The sequence below is a fragment of the Pontixanthobacter aestiaquae genome (genome assembly GCF_009827455.1).
GTDB classification, from domain to species: domain Bacteria; phylum Pseudomonadota; class Alphaproteobacteria; order Sphingomonadales; family Sphingomonadaceae; genus Pontixanthobacter; species Pontixanthobacter aestiaquae.
Genome location: NZ_WTYZ01000001.1, coordinates 817761 through 834328, shown reverse-complemented (window position 1 = coordinate 834328; position 16568 = coordinate 817761). Strand labels below are relative to the sequence as shown.

The 16568-nt window shown below is 56.5% G+C and carries 15 protein-coding genes; 11 read left to right on the top strand and 4 right to left on the bottom strand.

Annotated features, from left to right (window positions below; all coding sequences use genetic code 11):
* Positions 1 to 2: 2 nt before the first annotated feature.
* The 3 genes from GRI35_RS03910 to GRI35_RS03900 all read left to right on the top strand — a co-directional run bounded on the left by GRI35_RS03910 (position 3) and on the right by GRI35_RS03900 (position 2596).
* Positions 3 to 533, top strand: coding sequence for a sigma-70 family RNA polymerase sigma factor (locus GRI35_RS03910; RefSeq protein WP_160612962.1), 531 nt, complete (start codon positions 3 to 5; stop codon positions 531 to 533).
* Between the two features lie 2 nt (positions 534 to 535).
* Positions 536 to 1177, top strand: coding sequence for an NrsF family protein (locus GRI35_RS03905; protein WP_160612961.1), 642 nt, complete (start codon positions 536 to 538; stop codon positions 1175 to 1177).
* Positions 1178 to 1273: 96 nt separating this feature from the next.
* A complete protein-coding gene (locus GRI35_RS03900; RefSeq protein ID WP_160612960.1) occupies positions 1274 to 2596 on the top strand; it encodes a sensor domain-containing phosphodiesterase in 1323 nt (440 codons plus the stop codon).
* 125 nt (positions 2597 to 2721) lie between these two features.
* Here the strand turns inward: GRI35_RS03900 and GRI35_RS03895 are convergent, their stop codons facing one another.
* Positions 2722 to 3405: an OmpW/AlkL family protein gene (locus GRI35_RS03895; protein ID WP_160612959.1), complete on the bottom strand. Its 684-nt coding sequence runs from the start codon at positions 3403 to 3405 to the stop codon at positions 2722 to 2724.
* Between the two features lie 346 nt (positions 3406 to 3751).
* On the opposite strand from GRI35_RS03895, the gene ispG reads away from it, so the two are divergent.
* The 5 genes from ispG to GRI35_RS03870 are packed head-to-tail and all read left to right on the top strand — an operon-like array spanning position 3752 to position 8449.
* Positions 3752 to 4900, top strand: a complete 1149-nt coding sequence (ispG, locus tag GRI35_RS03890) for a flavodoxin-dependent (E)-4-hydroxy-3-methylbut-2-enyl-diphosphate synthase (protein ID WP_160614743.1) — start codon at positions 3752 to 3754, stop codon at positions 4898 to 4900.
* A 31-nt stretch (positions 4901 to 4931) separates the two neighbouring features.
* Positions 4932 to 5846 carry a histone deacetylase family protein gene (locus GRI35_RS03885; RefSeq protein ID WP_202390501.1) on the top strand — a complete coding sequence of 305 codons (915 nt, stop codon included), beginning with the start codon at positions 4932 to 4934 and terminating at the stop codon, positions 5844 to 5846.
* Between the two features lie 39 nt (positions 5847 to 5885).
* Positions 5886 to 7325 (top strand): hypothetical protein, encoded by a 1440-nt coding sequence (locus GRI35_RS03880; protein WP_160612958.1) that lies wholly within the window; start codon positions 5886 to 5888, stop codon positions 7323 to 7325.
* The gene (locus GRI35_RS03875; protein ID WP_160612957.1) at positions 7322 to 7846 is read left to right on the top strand and encodes a thioredoxin family protein; all 525 of its coding nucleotides are present in this window, start codon (positions 7322 to 7324) and stop codon (positions 7844 to 7846) included. Before GRI35_RS03880 ends, GRI35_RS03875 begins: the two co-directional genes overlap by 4 nt.
* Positions 7847 to 7870: 24 nt before the next feature.
* Entirely contained in the window at positions 7871 to 8449 is a 579-nt protein-coding gene (locus tag GRI35_RS03870; protein ID WP_160612956.1) for a retropepsin-like aspartic protease family protein, read from the top strand.
* Positions 8450 to 8453: 4 nt separating this feature from the next.
* On the opposite strand, the gene GRI35_RS03865 is transcribed toward GRI35_RS03870, so the two are convergent.
* Both GRI35_RS03865 and GRI35_RS03860 read right to left on the bottom strand, forming a co-directional pair.
* Positions 8454 to 9893, bottom strand: a complete 1440-nt coding sequence (locus GRI35_RS03865; protein ID WP_160612955.1) for a pentapeptide repeat-containing protein — start codon at positions 9891 to 9893, stop codon at positions 8454 to 8456.
* Between the two features lie 15 nt (positions 9894 to 9908).
* Positions 9909 to 10394, bottom strand: coding sequence for a hypothetical protein (locus GRI35_RS03860; protein ID WP_160612954.1), 486 nt, complete (start codon positions 10392 to 10394; stop codon positions 9909 to 9911).
* Positions 10395 to 10472: 78 nt separating this feature from the next.
* Between GRI35_RS03860 and GRI35_RS03855 the strand changes: the two genes are divergently transcribed.
* Positions 10473 to 11204: a murein L,D-transpeptidase catalytic domain-containing protein gene (locus GRI35_RS03855; RefSeq protein ID WP_160612953.1), complete on the top strand. Its 732-nt coding sequence runs from the start codon at positions 10473 to 10475 to the stop codon at positions 11202 to 11204.
* 17 nt (positions 11205 to 11221) lie between these two features.
* On the opposite strand, the gene GRI35_RS03850 is transcribed toward GRI35_RS03855, so the two are convergent.
* The gene (locus tag GRI35_RS03850; RefSeq protein ID WP_235900127.1) at positions 11222 to 12634 is read right to left on the bottom strand and encodes a L,D-transpeptidase family protein; all 1413 of its coding nucleotides are present in this window, start codon (positions 12632 to 12634) and stop codon (positions 11222 to 11224) included.
* A 114-nt stretch (positions 12635 to 12748) separates the two neighbouring features.
* Between GRI35_RS03850 and GRI35_RS03845 the strand changes: the two genes are divergently transcribed.
* Both GRI35_RS03845 and acnA read left to right on the top strand, forming a co-directional pair.
* Entirely contained in the window at positions 12749 to 13717 is a 969-nt protein-coding gene (locus tag GRI35_RS03845; protein WP_235900126.1) for a DMT family transporter, read from the top strand.
* A 177-nt stretch (positions 13718 to 13894) separates the two neighbouring features.
* Positions 13895 to 16567 carry an aconitate hydratase AcnA gene (gene acnA, locus GRI35_RS03840; RefSeq protein ID WP_160612952.1) on the top strand — a complete coding sequence of 891 codons (2673 nt, stop codon included), beginning with the start codon at positions 13895 to 13897 and terminating at the stop codon, positions 16565 to 16567.
* Position 16568 lies beyond the last annotated feature (1 nt).

The window sequence follows — 16568 nt, the reverse complement described above, 5'->3', positions numbered from 1 at the left end:
CAATGATTGCAGACGAAAAGACATTGGCCCGCTTGATGGTCTCCTCCCAAAAGGGAGACCAGCAGGCCTATACCGTTCTGTTGACCGAGGTGCAGCTTTGGCTGGAACGCTATTTCCGTCGCCGCTGCCCTCCGGCCCAGCTGGATGATCTGGTCCAGGAAGTTATGATGGCCGTGCACAATAAGCGCGCAACATACGACACGGACCGGCCCTTCCTGCCATGGCTCGCGGCGATTGCGCGCTACCGGTGGGTCGACCATCTCCGGAAGGTTTACCGCAATGCTGAAGAAGGTCTGGAAGATTATGATGCGCCCGAAGACAGCGACGAAGAAGCAGTTTTGGCGCGGCTCAGTCTCGAACGGATGTTCGTCCATATCCCGGACAAACAATCCGACGTGATCGAGATGGTGAAAATAGAAGGGCTTTCCATCCGGGAAGCCGCGACACGAAGCGGGCAAACCGAGTCTGCAGTAAAAGTAAATATACATCGCGGTTTGAAGAAACTCTCCGCGCTAATCGAGAAGGCAGAATAGAGATGAATAAGTCTCCCAATCCTTTGATTGAGCAATTGGCAGCGGATCTGCAGCCGGTGCGGTCGATCAAATTCCGCGACGGGATTATTCTTGTCGCTCTGGCCGTTGTGGTCACGGTGCTGGCGGTCGAACTCATCGACGGCCTATGGCGCGGTGCTTTCGCGGGACAGGCTTCTGCCTTCTTCGTGATTGGCAATGGTTTGCTGCTGATCCTCGGCTGCGCAAGTGCCAACAGCGTGCTCAAAATGGCGGCACCGCGCGTCGGCAATTCTCATGAGGGCCCAAAATGGGCCATGGCAATGGCTGCCGTTCTGCCTTTGGCGGCCTTCATCACATTGCTGGGTCATGACCACGGCATGTCCGCGCTGGACGATCCCTATGGTCTGACCTGCTTCGGCGCAGGCCTGCTGGCATCGGTCGGCACTGCGGGCGCACTGATCTACTGGCTGCGCAAAGGCGCTCCGGTCTCGCCCAATCTTGCCGGATTGCATGTTGGTGTGGCTTCGACCGCGCTCGGTTCAGTCGCTTACGGCTTAGCCTGCCCGATCGACGGTGTTGTCCACCTCGGCCTGTGGCACGCTGCGCCGGTTGTCGTCGGTGCGGTCATCGGTCGCTATGCATTGCCACCGCTTTTGCGCTGGTAAATTAAAATATTACGAGCTTGCACTTAAGCCGGATTAACCAGATCACCACCATGTTCGCTTCACAGGCTGTTAGGAAACTACAGCTAGTGAAGCGGGATGACTCCTGACGATAATTCTGTTTCCAACGCTCTGCTACCCAACCCAAACCCCGACACCGGCCCGGATGACCGTGTAGACCGTATTCTGGATGCGGTGCGTGAGCATCTGGGTGTCGAGATCGCCTTCGTCTCGCGCTATATCGATGAGGACCGCGAGTTGATGAATGTCCGGTCCGATCTCGACCTGCCGATGGGTCCAGGATATCGGGAGCCGAAAGAGAACGGCTATTGCTGGCATGTGCTGCAGGGCAATTTGCCCGAGCTGATTCAAGATCCCGCCGATTTTCCTTTCACCGAGGAATTCGCGATTACCAAGATGCTGCCGGTCGGCTGCCACCTGAATGTGCCTCTGCGGCTTGCCGATGGCTCTGTTTACGGCAGCTTTTGCGCGCTGAGCCGCAAGCCGGACAGGTCGATGACCGAACGTGATCTTGGCGTCGTGCGGGCTTTTGCACAACTCGCGGCAGAGCAGATTGAGACAACGCTGGAAGAGGACACCAGACGGTCAACGCTGCACAAAACCATCAGCCAGCTGATTTCCGGCGACCGGCTGACGATTGTTCATCAGCCTATCCATTCGCTCGACAGCAACGAACCTGTCGGCGTCGAATGCCTTGCACGCTTCCCTGACGCGGGCAGCCGCGGACCCGACCAGTGGTTCGATGAGGCAGAAGAAGTTGGCTTGGGCACCGAGCTTGAAATGCTCGCCGTCCGTAGCGCGCTAGCAACTTTGCCCTACGTTCCGGAAGGCCATTACATGTCGGTCAATGCCTCACCAGCGACCATCATCTCGGGCGCTCTCGAACAGGCGCTGGGCGATAGCGATGGCGACCGACTGGTCATCGAAGTGACCGAGCACCAGCAGGTTGAAGATTTCCAGGCGCTGGCCGATGCACTCCGCTGGATCGGCCCAAAGGCGAAGATCGCGATCGACGACGTTGGCGCTGGCTATGCCGGATTGCGCCATATTGTCGATCTGGAGCCTGACATCCTCAAACTCGATATGAGCCTTACGCGCGACATCCACCGCAACCCGGCACGCCGCGCGCTTGCCGCCGCGATGGTCGCATTTTCAAACGAGATCGGCTGCAAACTGATCGCTGAAGGGATAGAAAACGAACAGGAGCGTAATACGCTACAAGAACTCGGCGTTACGATGGGTCAGGGTTATTTCTTCAGCAAACCACTGCCCGTGATCGCGTCCCAGCAGTGGCTGATGCAGAACCGAGGCATTATGGTGGATGAGGACACAGTATTTGCCGCAAAGCCGATAGACCCGTCGCAGGGCGAAGACATCGCAGAGCTGAGACTGCGCGCCTGACACTTTCCTAAAGCCTTGATCGTGTCAGCAATGGATACAAAAAAGGGCCGCGTCACATATTGTGTCGCGGCCCTTCTCCAGTCACTCTTGTACGGAGGAGGGAATTGTCCAAGAGCTATGTGGATCTAGAAACGGAAACCAAGTCCGGCGCTTACAACCCACGGATCAAGCTGGTGTTCGGTTTGCAGCAGGATGCCTGTGTTGTCGGTGAATGTTGCCGTTGTATCGATGAAATATTTCTTGGCATCGACGCTGAACATCAGGCCGCTATCATTCAGATCGATGTCTGCTCCGGCCTGTAATGCTACGCCGAATTCGTCCGACAGATCGGCTCCGGTAATGCCCAGACCAGCGGCACCTGCTCCAACGTCTTCACTGAAAATGAAGAAGTAAGCCGGACCAGCACCGATATACGGTTTGATACCGCCAAGATCGAAATGGTACTTCGCTGTCACAGTGGCAGGCAAGACGATTGCATCATCGATGATATCGGCACCAGCCAAAGCGCCCGCGCCGTTAACATCATGCGGCGTGATGCAGCAAATTGTCTCGATCGAGAAATTGTCGGCGACAAAATACTCTGCGGCGATTGTCGGGACTACGCTGTCCGACACCGTTGTCTGCGATCCGGCAGGGACGCCGATATTGTCGACCCGGACGTCAGTGATCTCTCCATCGCTGGGCAATACGCCGGTCACGAAGGCCCGGATCTGGATGTCGCCAGCTTCTTGAGCGGAGGCGGCTGCTGGAACCATTGCGACAGCACCGAGCGCAAGGGCGGTCGAGAGGGCAGTAATACGCGTTTTCATTATTCTTCCATCCTGGTTATTTGCCAAAGAGGCGTTGATGAAGAAACCAGCAGGAGACGCTGCGGTTTCATTGGAAGTTCAGCCAATTCTCAATCGATAAAACCTATGGGTTTTGTTTCGTTACAAGTTCCACACTATGGTATGGGCTCTCAATACGGTGCCTGCGGTTTGAACCTGGCCTTTCCTACTGGCCATAAGCCGATTACATCCCTTCCCATCTTTGCTGTCGCAAAATTGCAGAAATGCAGCCATATAGGTGGAACTGGGACCTCGCATGGCGCGGCATGAATTAATGGCATAGAACCCTGTTCCATGTGTTCCATCGTTTAGGATTTGATTGGTGAGTATGAACGCAATCCGCCCTTGGCGCACAATCGAGCGCCGCAAATGCCGCCAGATCATGGTGGGTGATGTGCCGGTCGGCGGTGATGCGCCGATCACGGTGCAGACGATGACCAATACGCCGACCGAAGATGCTGTGGCCACGCTAGACCAGATCCGGCGCTGCGAAGATGCCGGTGCCGATATTATCCGCGTCTCCTGCCCGACCAAAGAAGCTACTGCCGCGTTCGGCAAGATCACTAAAGCATCGCGCATTCCCATCGTTGCCGATATTCACTTCCACTATAAACGCGCGCTTGAAGCCGCCGATGCAGGCGCGGCGTGTTTGCGGATCAACCCGGGTAATATCGGATCAAGCGAGCGGGTGGCCGAAGTCGTCCGCGCGGCGAAGGCCAACGGCTGCTCGATCCGCATCGGCGTGAATGCGGGTAGCCTCGAGAAAGATCTGCTCGAGAAATACGGCGAGCCCTGCCCCGAGGCACTGGTAGAAAGCGCGCTCGATCATATCAAGCTGCTGCAGGATCACGACTTCCACGAATTCAAAGTCGCGGTGAAAGCCAGCGACGTATTCCTAGCCGTAGCGGCCTATCACGCGCTGGCCGAAACGGTCGATTGCCCGCTGCATCTTGGCATTACCGAGGCTGGCGGCCTTATAGGCGGAACGGTCAAGAGCTCGATCGGGATGGGCAGCCTGCTATGGGCCGGGATCGGCGACACGATCCGCGTGTCGCTCTCGGCAGAACCCGAGCAGGAAGTCAAAGTCGGCTTCGAAATGCTCAAAGCGCTCGGCCTGCGCACGCGCGGTGTACGCGTTGTGTCTTGCCCAAGTTGCTCGCGCCAGGGCTTCGATGTGATCCGCACAGTCGAGGCGCTCGAAGCGCGGCTCGAACATATCAAAACGCCGCTCTCGCTCTCGGTGCTGGGCTGCGTGGTGAATGGCCCTGGCGAAGCGCGTGAAACCGATATCGGTCTGACCGGTGGAGGAAACGGCAAGCATATGGTGTATCTGTCGGGCGTGACCGACCACACCGTACAATCGGACGATATGCTTGATCACATAGTCGAACTGGTCGAAAAGAAAGCAGCACAAATCGAAGCCGGTGAAGCCACGGCCTTTGATCCGCATGCAGAAGACGCCGTACCCGCCGAATAACTTGCTCCACGTCGTCCATCACGTCGATTACATGGCCCCGCCGCCCGCGCGGGGCACATTCAAATTCGACAAATACCAGCTGGTCATGACGGCGCTGCGCGATAGCGGCGCAGCGATAACAGAACATGCACCCGATCCGTGCCCGCGCGAATGGCTGGAGGCGGTGCATGACCCGTCCTATGTGGAGGAAGTGTTCAGCCAGACTGTGCCGCGCGAGAAAGAACGGCGGATCGGATTTCCAGTCACGCAGCATATTGCGTCTCGGGTTCGCCACACCAATGGCGGGACATGGCTGGCCGCGCAGCTTGCCATGGAGCACGGCTATGCGGCCAATAGCGCAGCCGGCAGCCACCACGCCCTGCACGATACCGGGGCGGGATATTGTGTGTTCAATGATCTGGCTGTCGCGGCAAACCGCTTGATTTCAGAGGGTCACGCAGAGCGAGTGCTCATCGTCGATCTTGATGTCCACCAAGGCGATGGTACGGCGAGCCTGACCGCAGGCCGACAAGACATTTTCACTCTTTCACTCCATGCGGAAAAGAATTTCCCTGTCAGAAAAGCGCGGTCATCGCTGGACATCGCGCTGGCCGATGGCACCGATGATGATGGCTATATGGCCGAGTTGGCGCGGCATCTGCCTGATGTGATTTCACACTTTGGGCCCGATATTATGCTCTACCAAGCCGGCGTTGATCCGCATGTGGACGACAAGCTCGGCAGGTTAAACTTGAGCGATGGCGGGCTCACTGCAAGGGATCGCTTTGTAGTGCAGCAAGCGAGGCAACGCGGGATTCCCATCGCCAGCGCATTGGGCGGCGGATATGGCGATGATCAACGGATCGTTGCGGACCGTCATGCCCGCTCGATGCTCGCTATGGCCGACGAGAATTCCCGCTGGACCGATCCCGACAATAACGCCCTGCCCAAAGCTGCTACCCGGTGATACAGCGGGCGCAACACATTCAGATTGGACACCCCATTCATGGCTGACTTTGAAACCGATTATCTCGTCATTGGCGCGGGCGCTGTTGGCCTCGCCTTTGTCGATACGATGCTCGATGAAGATCCCGATTGCCACATCACTATCGTCGATATGCATGACAAGCCCGGCGGGCATTGGAACGATGCCTATTCGTTCGTTGCGCTACACCAGCCAAGCGCTTTTTACGGCGTCAATTCAATGGGCTTCGGCGATGATGTGGTCGACGGTTACGGACCGAACAAAGGCTTGTTCCCGCTGGCCAACGGTGCGGAAATTTCGGCCTATTTTTCGCATCTGGTAAACCGCCGGTTCCTCCCCAGCGGACGGGTTAGCTATCACCCGCTGTCCGAATATCTCGGCAAGGGGAAGTTCAAATCGATCCTTTCCGGTCAAGAAACGACTGTCAAAATCCGGCGCAAGACCGTCGATGCGACATTCTACAAGACCTCCGTTCCGGCCACGCATAAGCGCCAATATGGAGTGGCCGAGGGCACACCGATTGCGATCCCCGGCGAGCTTCCCGATCTGTGGATGCGCGGTGATGATCTGCCTGGCCACTATGTCATTGTCGGCGCGGGTAAAACTGCAATGGATACAGGCGTCTGGTTGCTGGAAGCTGGGGTCGATCCCGATGCAATCACATGGATTTGCCCGCGCGATTCATGGCTGATCAATCGCCGATACACACAGCCCGGCCCCGACTTTTTCGAAGATGTAATCGCTAACCAGATTGCGCAGCTCAAGGCGGCTGGGGCGTCCGCGACTGGCGATGAAATGTTCGAGAAGCTGGGACAAGACGGCTATATGCTCCGTATCGATGAGAGCGTGAAACCGGAAATGTTCCATTACGCGACGATTTCCGAAGGCGAGGTCGAGCTGCTCCGCAAAATCAAGAACGTGGTTCGCCATGGCCGCGTAACCTCGCTCGAACCCGGCAAAATGGTCTTCCAGAACGACACGGAAGAAGCTGTCGCTAAGGACGCGCTGTTTATCGATTGCACCGCCACGGCTGTCCCCTTCACAGAACAACGCGTGCACGGTCCGCAGTTCCGGGGCGATACGATTGTGCTGCAGCCACTGCACGTGCCGCTGGTCACTTTCAGCTCCGCCCTGACCGCCTTTCTCGAAGCCAATTTCGAGGATGACGAGACCAAAAATAAACTCGGCATTCCGGCACCGCTGACCGACACGCCCAACACCTATCCGCTGGGAATGCTCACCAATTTCATGAACCGCGGGGCTTGGTCGCAAAATCCGAAGATTTCGGCATGGCTCTCCAAAGCGAGGCTTGATCCGACCGGCACTACTGTCGCCAAAATGATGGCTGAAGGCGACACGCGGCTTGCGGCCATGGGCGGTTTTCAAGAGGCAATTGCTGTCGGTATTCCCGGTTTGCAACGCTTGGCCGTCGCCGCGCGTGAGGAGCATGAAGACCGATGAAAGCTGCCTTGCTAGTGTGGATATCAGGCGTTTTAGCTTTGTCCGCCTGCTCTCATGTCGGACAGGCACCGGAGGTCACAGCTGCCACTGAAGCAGGCAAAGCAGACCACCCCGAAGCCCGGCTATACGATGCGTCGATCAATACCAAAGTCGCGGTAGATGCCGCTCTGCTCAAAGCCGAGGCCGAGGATCGCCTGGTCATGATCGTAATGGGAGCCAACTGGTGCCACGATAGCCGCGCTTTTGCCGGATGGATGGAAACACCCCGTTTTCAGAAATTGATCGCCGACCATTATGAGCTGGTCTATGTGAATATCGGAATGCCGCAGACAGGCGACGGTCATAATCTGGAGGTCGGTGAACGCTTCGGCGTGACCGATATAGAGGGCACACCCAGCGTGTTGATTATCTCACCACTGGGCCAGTTGCTCAACGCCGACACTGCGAAGGCATGGCGCAACGCTGCAAGCCGCAGTGAAGACGCAATTTATGAAGAGCTAAACGGCTTTACCGCCGCTTAAGCACCTGCCCCTATATTTCCGCCAATGTATCGGACTTTGTTCTTCAGCGGCGGTTTAGTAATCGCGGTCGCGACCATGTTTCCCAAGGGAGACGAAGACGCGGCTGGGCAGATAAAAAACGGTGAAATTCGCGGCGTCGACACTTCGGATTGGGCGGATAGCGGCAACCGGATCGCGCGTAATACGCAGTCGCAGGCCCGCAATACCTCCGGTGGCAGCTCCGAATGGTATAGCAGCGGGCATTCGCTTAAGCGCCAATCCGATGGTCATTTCTATGCCAATGGCACCGTTCAGGGAGCCTCGACGGAATTCCTGGTCGATACCGGTGCCAGCGTCATCGCACTGACCGGCAATGACGCGCGCGCAGCCGGACTGACCTGGAACGATGCCGATATCCGGCCAATCGGCACCGGAGCCAGCGGCGCAGTCTATGGTGTTGCAACGATAATCGACCAAGTTGAGGTGGGCGGCCTAGCCCAGCGCAATGTGCGCGCGGTGATTATCCCCGAAGGCCTGGAAATCTCGCTACTTGGCCAATCCTTCTTGGCGCAGATCGACTCGGTCGAAATCGTGAAAGACAAAATGGTCTGGAAAGGCAGTTAGACGATTAAACGCGGAAGCGGTTGCGTAGGCCTAGGCCCAGCAGAAACAAGAGCACAATAGAAAGCAGGCTTTGACCTGTCGCAATAGCTATCGCCCATTCGGGTATACCACCCGTGCCGAACAAATTTTCGGCCACTTCTTTTCTTGCTGTGACATTGATCGGAACAAAGCTGAACGTTTGACTAGATGAGAAAGCCAAGGCGGTTGGCAATTTCTCCCACCAAGCCAAAACAGAAGACGTCGCCCAAGCTGCGAAGCTCATCGCCATACTGACCGTCAGCAGGCCAAGCCAAATCAAAGGCCAAGCCACAGAGCGGCCATAGTCTCCAAAGAGCATATAAAAATACTCAAGCGTAGCGTTACTCCAATTCGCTGCCTTGCCTTTATAGTACCAGCGGCGCGCCTGCATCTCGCCCACGTGAAACTCGACCGCTTGGGCATAGTTTTTGTTCTGCAACGCGATCTCCTTAAGGCGGCGGAAGCGTTGAGCATCTTTTCTGTCAGCTGCTTTTCGTTCGAAGAAATGTGCGCCCTCGCGCGAGAGCGAGCATTCAACGTTCTCCAACGTAACTTGATTTGATAGCTTGGTCTGGGTCAGATCAAGCACGCATCCAAACGCTTCCTCTGCGGAAATGTGCAGCGACTTCTCAAAAATGGCACCTTGTAGAGACAAGCGTTCAATATTGCCGACGTGCTCAAGGTCAGGAAACTCCACCCGCCCTTTGAAATGTGTGTTGTCGAGCCGGAGCGTCGTGCGCTTGGTGAATTGGGCGCTCCCAAAGGAGACATTGCCGGGTTCGAATTCGGCATGCATGAAACCGATAGTGCCTTCGTTAAACTCGGTCACGTCGAAGCTGACATCACCTTGGCCGAATTTCACATGATCGAAGGATACGTCACCTCTGCCAAACCGTGCGTAATCAAAGCTTACATCGCCCTCCTCGAAAACGCATTCAAAGAAGTTTACATCGCCAATGCCAAATTTCGCATAGTCAAAATAGCGATGCCCTAGTCCGAAATATGCGTTGTGAAATGTAATGTCGCCTTTGTTGAACTTGGCCTCGATGAAACGCACTTCACCTTTAAAGCGAGCGCCATCGAAACTCACATCGCCTCGTCCAAAATGGGCTTTGTCGAAATTCACGCCTCGGTCACCAAAACGAGTATCTGAAAAGCTCACTGGACCATTTCCGAAGCGGGCATTCTCAAAAGACGGTCTTGCGCTACGGTTGTTGTCGAAATTGCATCCGGAGAAACTTACACCTCCGTTCGGGAACTGCACATCGGAAAAATCGACAATGCCTTGGTCTTGGCTTTGAAAGTGATGATCGCTGAAATCGACACTGGCATTGGGGTGGTCAGCGACCCATTCATTCCATGCCTCTTTCCCGTGCCGCCAAAGCGTAATGGCATCTTCACCCGCAAGGACCGTCTTTGCACTCATTCGGCTCAATCCTACTCACAAATAGATGTCGATGTAGTCTGTCAGACCATCACACCATTCAAATTCGCGCAGGCGGTAATATTTCCGGTTCTGCGTGATCGCGAAGCGCCAGCGTTTGGTATCTTGGCAAATCCGCCCATCGTCAGGCGTGTTGGCGATGCGGATCAGCCCTTCGAAAATGAAATGCTCATCGCCAGAGGAAACCACTTCTCCATCCAGCCACAGTGTACCGCCGCCACTCTGGTCGATCTGGCCACCCGAAAGATGGACGGTGTCGCCTTGCTCGCGCAGCATCATTTGCCCGCGGTAATCCCAACCGATCCATTGGAGCGTGATGCCAGAGTTGGCCCGCAAACGCTGCAATGTCCTTTCGGATTGCCCGGTAGCAGAGCCGTCTTCCGAGGCGATAGGTTCATCGGCAATGGCATGCGGCGCGCTGGCGATACCCAAAACCGCAGCGACCAATGCTAATTTTAAGTCAATCCCTGTGTGCATATCCATTATCCCTCCGTGCTTGGAATGGCCAGACTTTCGTGGCATTCAGCAAGCATCCAACAATGCTATGATATCGAAGTCCAAATGAACAGACGTGACCTCCTTCGCAGCTCGATCGCCACCGGAGCGGCTTTGGCCATACCGGCACGCCTTGCTGCGCAACCACGCGCGGGCTTGCCGCGCGATGCCAAGCTGGCTGAGATTGCCAAGATGGCGCAGGCGAAAGCGCGGGCGCGTGAGATGCTCTGGCATGACGACTTTGTCGGAATCGCAGATTACGGTTTGCGTTCATCGGAACCGCGCTTTCACTTCGTAAATCTGCGTGCCGGGACCGTACAATCCTACCTAGTCAGCCACGGCGACGGCTCCGATCCGGATCATGACGGGTGGCTCAATCACTATTCCAATGTCGAAGGGTCGCATTGCAGTAGCAAAGGCACTTATGCGACATTCGGCTGGTATACCGGCCGTTTTGGCACATCGATCAGGCTGGAAGGGCTAGACCCAACCAACGATAATGCGTTGGACCGGGCCATTGTGATGCACCGCGCCAAATATGCAGAGCCCGAATTTCTCAAGAAATGGGGCGTGCTAGGCAGGTCGAACGGGTGCTTTGCGATGAGTGATGCAGACTTCAAGCTGGCACTTTTGCAACTAGGCGGCGGGCGTGTGTTGCACGCCGACAGCTTCGGATGGGCTGAAGATGGGTCGATTGTAACGCCGCCGCAGCCTGAGGTGAAAATGCCGAAGAATGTTGAAGTGCTTCAGCCCGAGAATCCCACCGGAGCAGAGCAGCTCAATCCCGGCGTTTTCTAAGCTTAACCGGACCGAACTCAAACAATATCGCGTGGATCGTTCTCGATGGGAATAACCTGCTCACCGGTAACGCGGCTGCGGTTCGGGACGCGTGGTTGCTCGAAGCTGTCGAGCACCGCTTTGTCGCGGCCGTAGATGTCCTGAAACGTCCGCAGCTCGCCGTTGATATCCTGCGCCATGGTGAAATAGGTAATGTAGGCTGGCATCGTCTTTCCGAAGGGGATTTTGGTATATTTACCGGTCTTCAACACCGCCGCCGCTTCATCACCGGTCAGTCCGCCTTGCAGGATAGCCAATGTAATTGCGAGCTCAGTCGCGCGTTCTGTGCGGATACATCCGTGGCTTAGCGCGCGACGCGCATTTTTGAACAGGTGGCGCGACGGTGTGTCATGGAAGAAAATCGCGTGGCGATTGGGCATATCGAGCTTCATCAGGCCAAGTGAGTTCGTAGGCCCCGGCTGCTGAACAACATTGACCCAGCCATTGGCATGTTTCGTTGCCTTATAACCTTTGGCCCGCGCCCATGCCGGATTGCCGAGCACGCGCGCGCCGAGGCCCTCGCCTTTCACAATCGATTGCGGCACAGTCCAGGTCGGGTTGAAAATTACACCCTCAACGCTTTCGGCAATCTGCGGCGTGGCAGTCCGGCCGGGCTTTCCGACCACTGTGCGGTAGGTCCGGATAATCTTGTCGTTGACCGTGAGGCGCAGTTGGTACTCCGGCACATTGGTCATCAAATATTGGCTGCCCAGATCACGCGCCAGCCAGCGCCAGCGATCCATATTGGCAATGATCAGCTTACGCCGCTTGGCGTCAGTTTCCGGCGTATTGGCCAGCTCGTCCTTCAAGCGAAAATAGTCGGGATGCTCGGGCATGATACGTGCTAGAACGCCCGCGATATCGCCGGTTGCGACGGCATCAGCCATCAACTTGTCAGTCGGATAGCGATCAACATCGGGATCAAGCACAAACCACTGCTTGCGGCCCTGCATCGGTGTGCGCCCGTCGCGCAGATCTTCAACCAGGAACTGGAAGCTCTTGCGCGCAACATCGTTCAGCGCGCCATCGGGTCCAATCGCAATCGCTTGGCGCAGGCCGGAAAGATTGTAATCTTCCGGATAGAGGCCTTCTTCACCGATACCTTCGATAATCGCGGCGAGAGCGCGGGCGTTTTCGATGCTCCAGACCTGCACTTCTGGAAGATCGGGCTCGGCCATTGCATCAATGGCCTGCTCGACGGGAGTTGCGGCAACTGCATCAGTTCCAACTTCAACCGGCTGGCCGACGATTTCTGTCGGCTCCGGAATCAGGTTTTCGGGACCGGCGGACTGTGCCGAAAGGCCTGCAGGCACCAAATATGCACCAGCACCCAAGGCACTCAACAAGGAAATCCGGATAGTCTTCTGTGTCGTCACGTCGCGTCCCATCATTGTCGACTGTGCATACAGTCATAATTCTATCCAGGGGCGATTGTTCCGAATTTCGGACCGGATCGCACCCTTCGCGCGATTCGATTTTGCCCCACTATCGACGCTTCATCAACCATGGTGGCTTACTGGATGCTGAATCGCAGCAAAGTGGTGACGCCGCGCCACACAGCGCCTATGCGCGGCATCATGCCCAAGCAGCACGCGATCCTGCCCTTCATTGCAGCCTTATTGGGTGTCGGGTTTTTGTCGCTGATGGATGCGTTCATGAAAAGCGCCGCATTGGCAGCCGGTGCTTACAGCGCTGCACTGCTGCGCTCGACCATAGCGGCTGGATTGATCGCGCCGGTGTGGCTGGGCACGCGCCCCACTTGGCCAGAGAGGCATGTGCTCAAATTGCACGTCCTGCGCGGGACTGTGTCAGGCTTCATGGCGCTGAGCTTTTTCTATGCAATCACCAAGCTGCCCATTGCAGAAGCTATCGCGATATCTTTCATAGCGCCGCTGATTGCGTTGTACCTGGCCGCAATCCTGCTGGGAGAGAGCATCCAGCGAAAAGCTATCATCGCATCTTTTCTGGGCCTGATCGGAACTATGATCATCATCAGCGGAAGGCTGGGTGCCGCCGATTACGACACAGAAACGCTGAAAGGCCTGGCAGCGATCCTGTTTTCAGCGCTGCTTTACGCTTACAATTTCATCGTAATCCGCCGACAAGCGCAGGTCTCGACTCCGTTGGAAGCCACAACCTTCCATAGCGGTGTCGCTGGGCTGGTCCTTGCAGTGTTTGCGCCATGGTTCTTTGCGACGCCTGAACTCCATGTGATGGGTGATCTTGCGGCAGCTGCAATCCTGACTCTGCTCGGTTCGTTCGCGATAACATGGGCTTATGCCCGTGCAGAAACGCAGGCATTGGTCCCGATGGAATATTCCGGCTTCCTGTGGGCCGCACTCTTCGGCTGGCTGTTCTTCAAAGAGACCATCACCATCACGGCGATTGCAGGGACGATCCTGATCGTCATCGGCTGCTGGATAGCGGCAAAGCAACGCCCCAAACTACCACAAACGGAACAAAGCGCGCTCTAGCGGCTTGATTGAGTAAGGAATTCAGCCTTTCCGGCGCGATTTGGCCGATTTTGCAAGTGCGAAGTCTTGACCAAAGCGGCCTGAAAGAGCAGGTGCCGCGACAGATATTCGTTCGCCGCCACCCACGTTCACCGCGGGGTTGCTGAGCGAACCTCACACTCGAAAGGAAACACCCGGATGACGCAGGTCGGTAAGGACACACTCGGCACACGCAGCACTCTCACTGTAGGCGGCAAGGAATACGCCTATTACTCTCTCGCCAAAGCGGCGGAGAAAATCGGTGATGTCAGCAAGCTGCCGTTCTCGATGAAAGTCCTGCTGGAGAACCTGCTGCGTTTCGAAGATGGCGGGTTCACCGTTTCGACCGACGATATTCAGGGTCTCGCCGACTGGCAAAAAGACCCCAAGACTGGAAGCGAGATCCAGTACCGCCCCGCGCGCGTGCTGCTGCAAGACTTCACCGGCGTTCCTTGCGTGGTTGACCTTGCCGCGATGCGCGATGCGATCGGCAAGCTGGGCGGTGATACGCAGAAGATTAACCCGCAGGTCCCTGTGCACCTGGTGATTGACCACTCGGTAATGGTCGATGAATTCGGCCATCCCAAAGCGTTCGAGCACAATGTGGAAATGGAATATCAGCGCAATGCAGAGCGCTACGACTTCCTGAAATGGGGCGCGAAAAGCCTCGACAATTTCAAAGCTGTTCCTCCGGGCACGGGCATTTGCCATCAGGTGAACCTTGAACATATCGGCCAAGGCGTGTGGTCCTCCGCTGGTCCAGACGGCATGATGGTTGCGTATCCAGACACTTGCGTCGGCACAGACAGCCACACCACCATGATCAACGGCCTAGGCGTACTTGGCTGGGGCGTTGGCGGGATTGAAGCCGAAGCAGCGATGCTTGGCCAGCCCGTTTCGATGCTGGTCCCGCAAGTCTGCGGCTTCAAGCTCGAGGGCGCACTGGCCGAAGGCGTTACCGCGACTGACCTCGTGCTGACCTGCGTGCAAATGCTGCGCGAAGTTGGCGTTGTCGGCAGTTTCGTAGAGTTTTACGGCCCCGGCGTTGCTAATTTGAGCCTCGCCGACCGTGCGACCATCGCCAATATGGCACCCGAATACGGCGCGACATGCGGGTTCTTCGGCATCGATGACAAAACCATCGAATATATGCGCCTAACAGGCCGCGATGAAGAGCAAATTGCGCTGATCGAAGCCTATGCCAAAGAGCAAGGCATGTGGTTCGATCCGGCGAATGAGCCTGTCTTCACCAAAACGCTCAGCCTCGATATGGCAGGCGTTGTCCCATCGCTCGCAGGCCCCAAGCGTCCACAAGACAAGGTCACGTTGCCCAATGTCGACGAGCTGTTCAATGGCGACCTCAAGAAGATCTTCAAGAAAGACGCTGCAGAACGCGTTGACGTTGACGGCAAAGACCACGACATCGGCGATGGCGACGTTGTTATCGCTGCGATTACCAGCTGCACCAACACATCGAATCCCGATGTTCTGATCGCTGCCGGTCTGGTTGCGCGTAAGGCGCGCGCAAAAGGCCTCGCGCCAAAGCCATGGGTCAAGACCAGCCTCGCACCGGGATCACAGGTGGTCACCGACTATCTCGAGAAAGCCGGTCTGCAGGATGATCTTGATGCGCTGGGTTTTGATCTGGTCGGCTATGGTTGCACAACCTGCATCGGAAACTCCGGCCCGCTGGCACCTCCGATCAGCAAGGCCATCAATGGCAACAACATTGTTGCGGCTTCGGTGCTGTCGGGCAACCGCAACTTCGAAGGCCGCGTCTCGCCGGACGTTCAAGCAAACTTCCTCGCTTCGCCGCCGCTGGTTGTTGCCTATGCTTTGCGCGGCACTGTCACCACCGATATGGTCGATACCCCGCTAGGTCAGGATCAGGACGGCAACGACGTATTCTTGAAAGATATTTGGCCCAGCAATCTCGAAATCGCTGAACTGCGTGCAAGTTCGATCGACCGCGAAATGTTCGAAACCCGCTATGCCGACGTGTATAAGGGTGACGAGCATTGGCAGGCGATCAATGTCGATGGTTCGGACACCTATCAATGGCGTCCAGGCAGCACGTATGTTGCCAACCCGCCCTATTTCGAAGGCATGGATATGACTCCTGCCCCGATCACCGATATCAATGGCGCCAAGCCGCTGGCTGTTCTGGGCGACTCGGTCACCACCGACCACATCTCACCTGCCGGTGCGATCAAGGAAGACAGCCCTGCTGGCGAATATTTGATGAGCAATCAGGTCGCCAAGGCAGACTTCAATTCCTACGGATCGCGCCGCGGTAACCACGAAGTTATGATGCGCGGCACGTTCGCCAATATCCGCATCAAGAACGAAATGGTCCCCGGCGTCGAGGGTGGCTACACCACGTATAATGGCGAGCAGATGGCGATTTACGATGCCGCGATGAAGCACAAGGCAGACGGCACACCGCTGATCGTTGTCGGCGGTAAGGAATATGGTACCGGATCAAGCCGCGACTGGGCTGCGAAAGGTACCATTCTTCTTGGCGTTCGCGCCGTGATCGTTGAGAGCTTCGAGCGTATTCACCGCTCGAACCTGGTCGGCATGGGCGTGCTGCCGCTGCAATTCAAAGACGGCGATACGCGCGAGACTTTGGGTTTGACTGGCGATGACAGCTTCAGCATCCTCGGCCTTGCGGATCTGACTCCTGGTCAGGATGTCGAAGTCGCTGTGACTCGCGCCGATGGCAGCGAGTTCACTTTTACCGCACAATGCCGGATCGATACTGCGAACGAGATGGAATATTACCGCAATGGCGGCATTCTCCATTACGTGCTCCGCAAACTGGCTGCTTAGC

Bases quoted from the DNA above. Each gene is read 5' to 3' on its own strand.
- GRI35_RS03865 (WP_160612955.1), bottom strand. From the start codon at position 9,893: ATGAGTGCAAAGACGGTCCTTGCGGGTGAAGATGCCATTACGCTTTGG.
- GRI35_RS03870 (WP_160612956.1), top strand. From the start codon at position 7,871: ATGTATCGGACTTTGTTCTTCAGCGGCGGTTTAGTAATCGCGGTCGCG.
- GRI35_RS03855 (WP_160612953.1), top strand. From the start codon at position 10,473: ATGAACAGACGTGACCTCCTTCGCAGCTCGATCGCCACCGGAGCGGCT.
- GRI35_RS03880 (WP_160612958.1), top strand. From the start codon at position 5,886: ATGGCTGACTTTGAAACCGATTATCTCGTCATTGGCGCGGGCGCTGTT.
- GRI35_RS03905 (WP_160612961.1), top strand. From the start codon at position 536: ATGAATAAGTCTCCCAATCCTTTGATTGAGCAATTGGCAGCGGATCTG.
- GRI35_RS03845 (WP_235900126.1), top strand. From the start codon at position 12,749: ATGGTGGCTTACTGGATGCTGAATCGCAGCAAAGTGGTGACGCCGCGC.
- GRI35_RS03875 (WP_160612957.1), top strand. From the start codon at position 7,322: ATGAAAGCTGCCTTGCTAGTGTGGATATCAGGCGTTTTAGCTTTGTCC.
- GRI35_RS03895 (WP_160612959.1), bottom strand. From the start codon at position 3,405: ATGAAAACGCGTATTACTGCCCTCTCGACCGCCCTTGCGCTCGGTGCT.
- acnA (WP_160612952.1), top strand. From the start codon at position 13,895: ATGACGCAGGTCGGTAAGGACACACTCGGCACACGCAGCACTCTCACT.
- GRI35_RS03910 (WP_160612962.1), top strand. From the start codon at position 3: ATGATTGCAGACGAAAAGACATTGGCCCGCTTGATGGTCTCCTCCCAA.
- GRI35_RS03850 (WP_235900127.1), bottom strand. From the start codon at position 12,634: ATGATGGGACGCGACGTGACGACACAGAAGACTATCCGGATTTCCTTG.
- GRI35_RS03860 (WP_160612954.1), bottom strand. From the start codon at position 10,394: ATGGATATGCACACAGGGATTGACTTAAAATTAGCATTGGTCGCTGCG.
- GRI35_RS03900 (WP_160612960.1), top strand. From the start codon at position 1,274: ATGACTCCTGACGATAATTCTGTTTCCAACGCTCTGCTACCCAACCCA.
- ispG (WP_160614743.1), top strand. From the start codon at position 3,752: ATGAACGCAATCCGCCCTTGGCGCACAATCGAGCGCCGCAAATGCCGC.
- GRI35_RS03885 (WP_202390501.1), top strand. From the start codon at position 4,932: ATGGCCCCGCCGCCCGCGCGGGGCACATTCAAATTCGACAAATACCAG.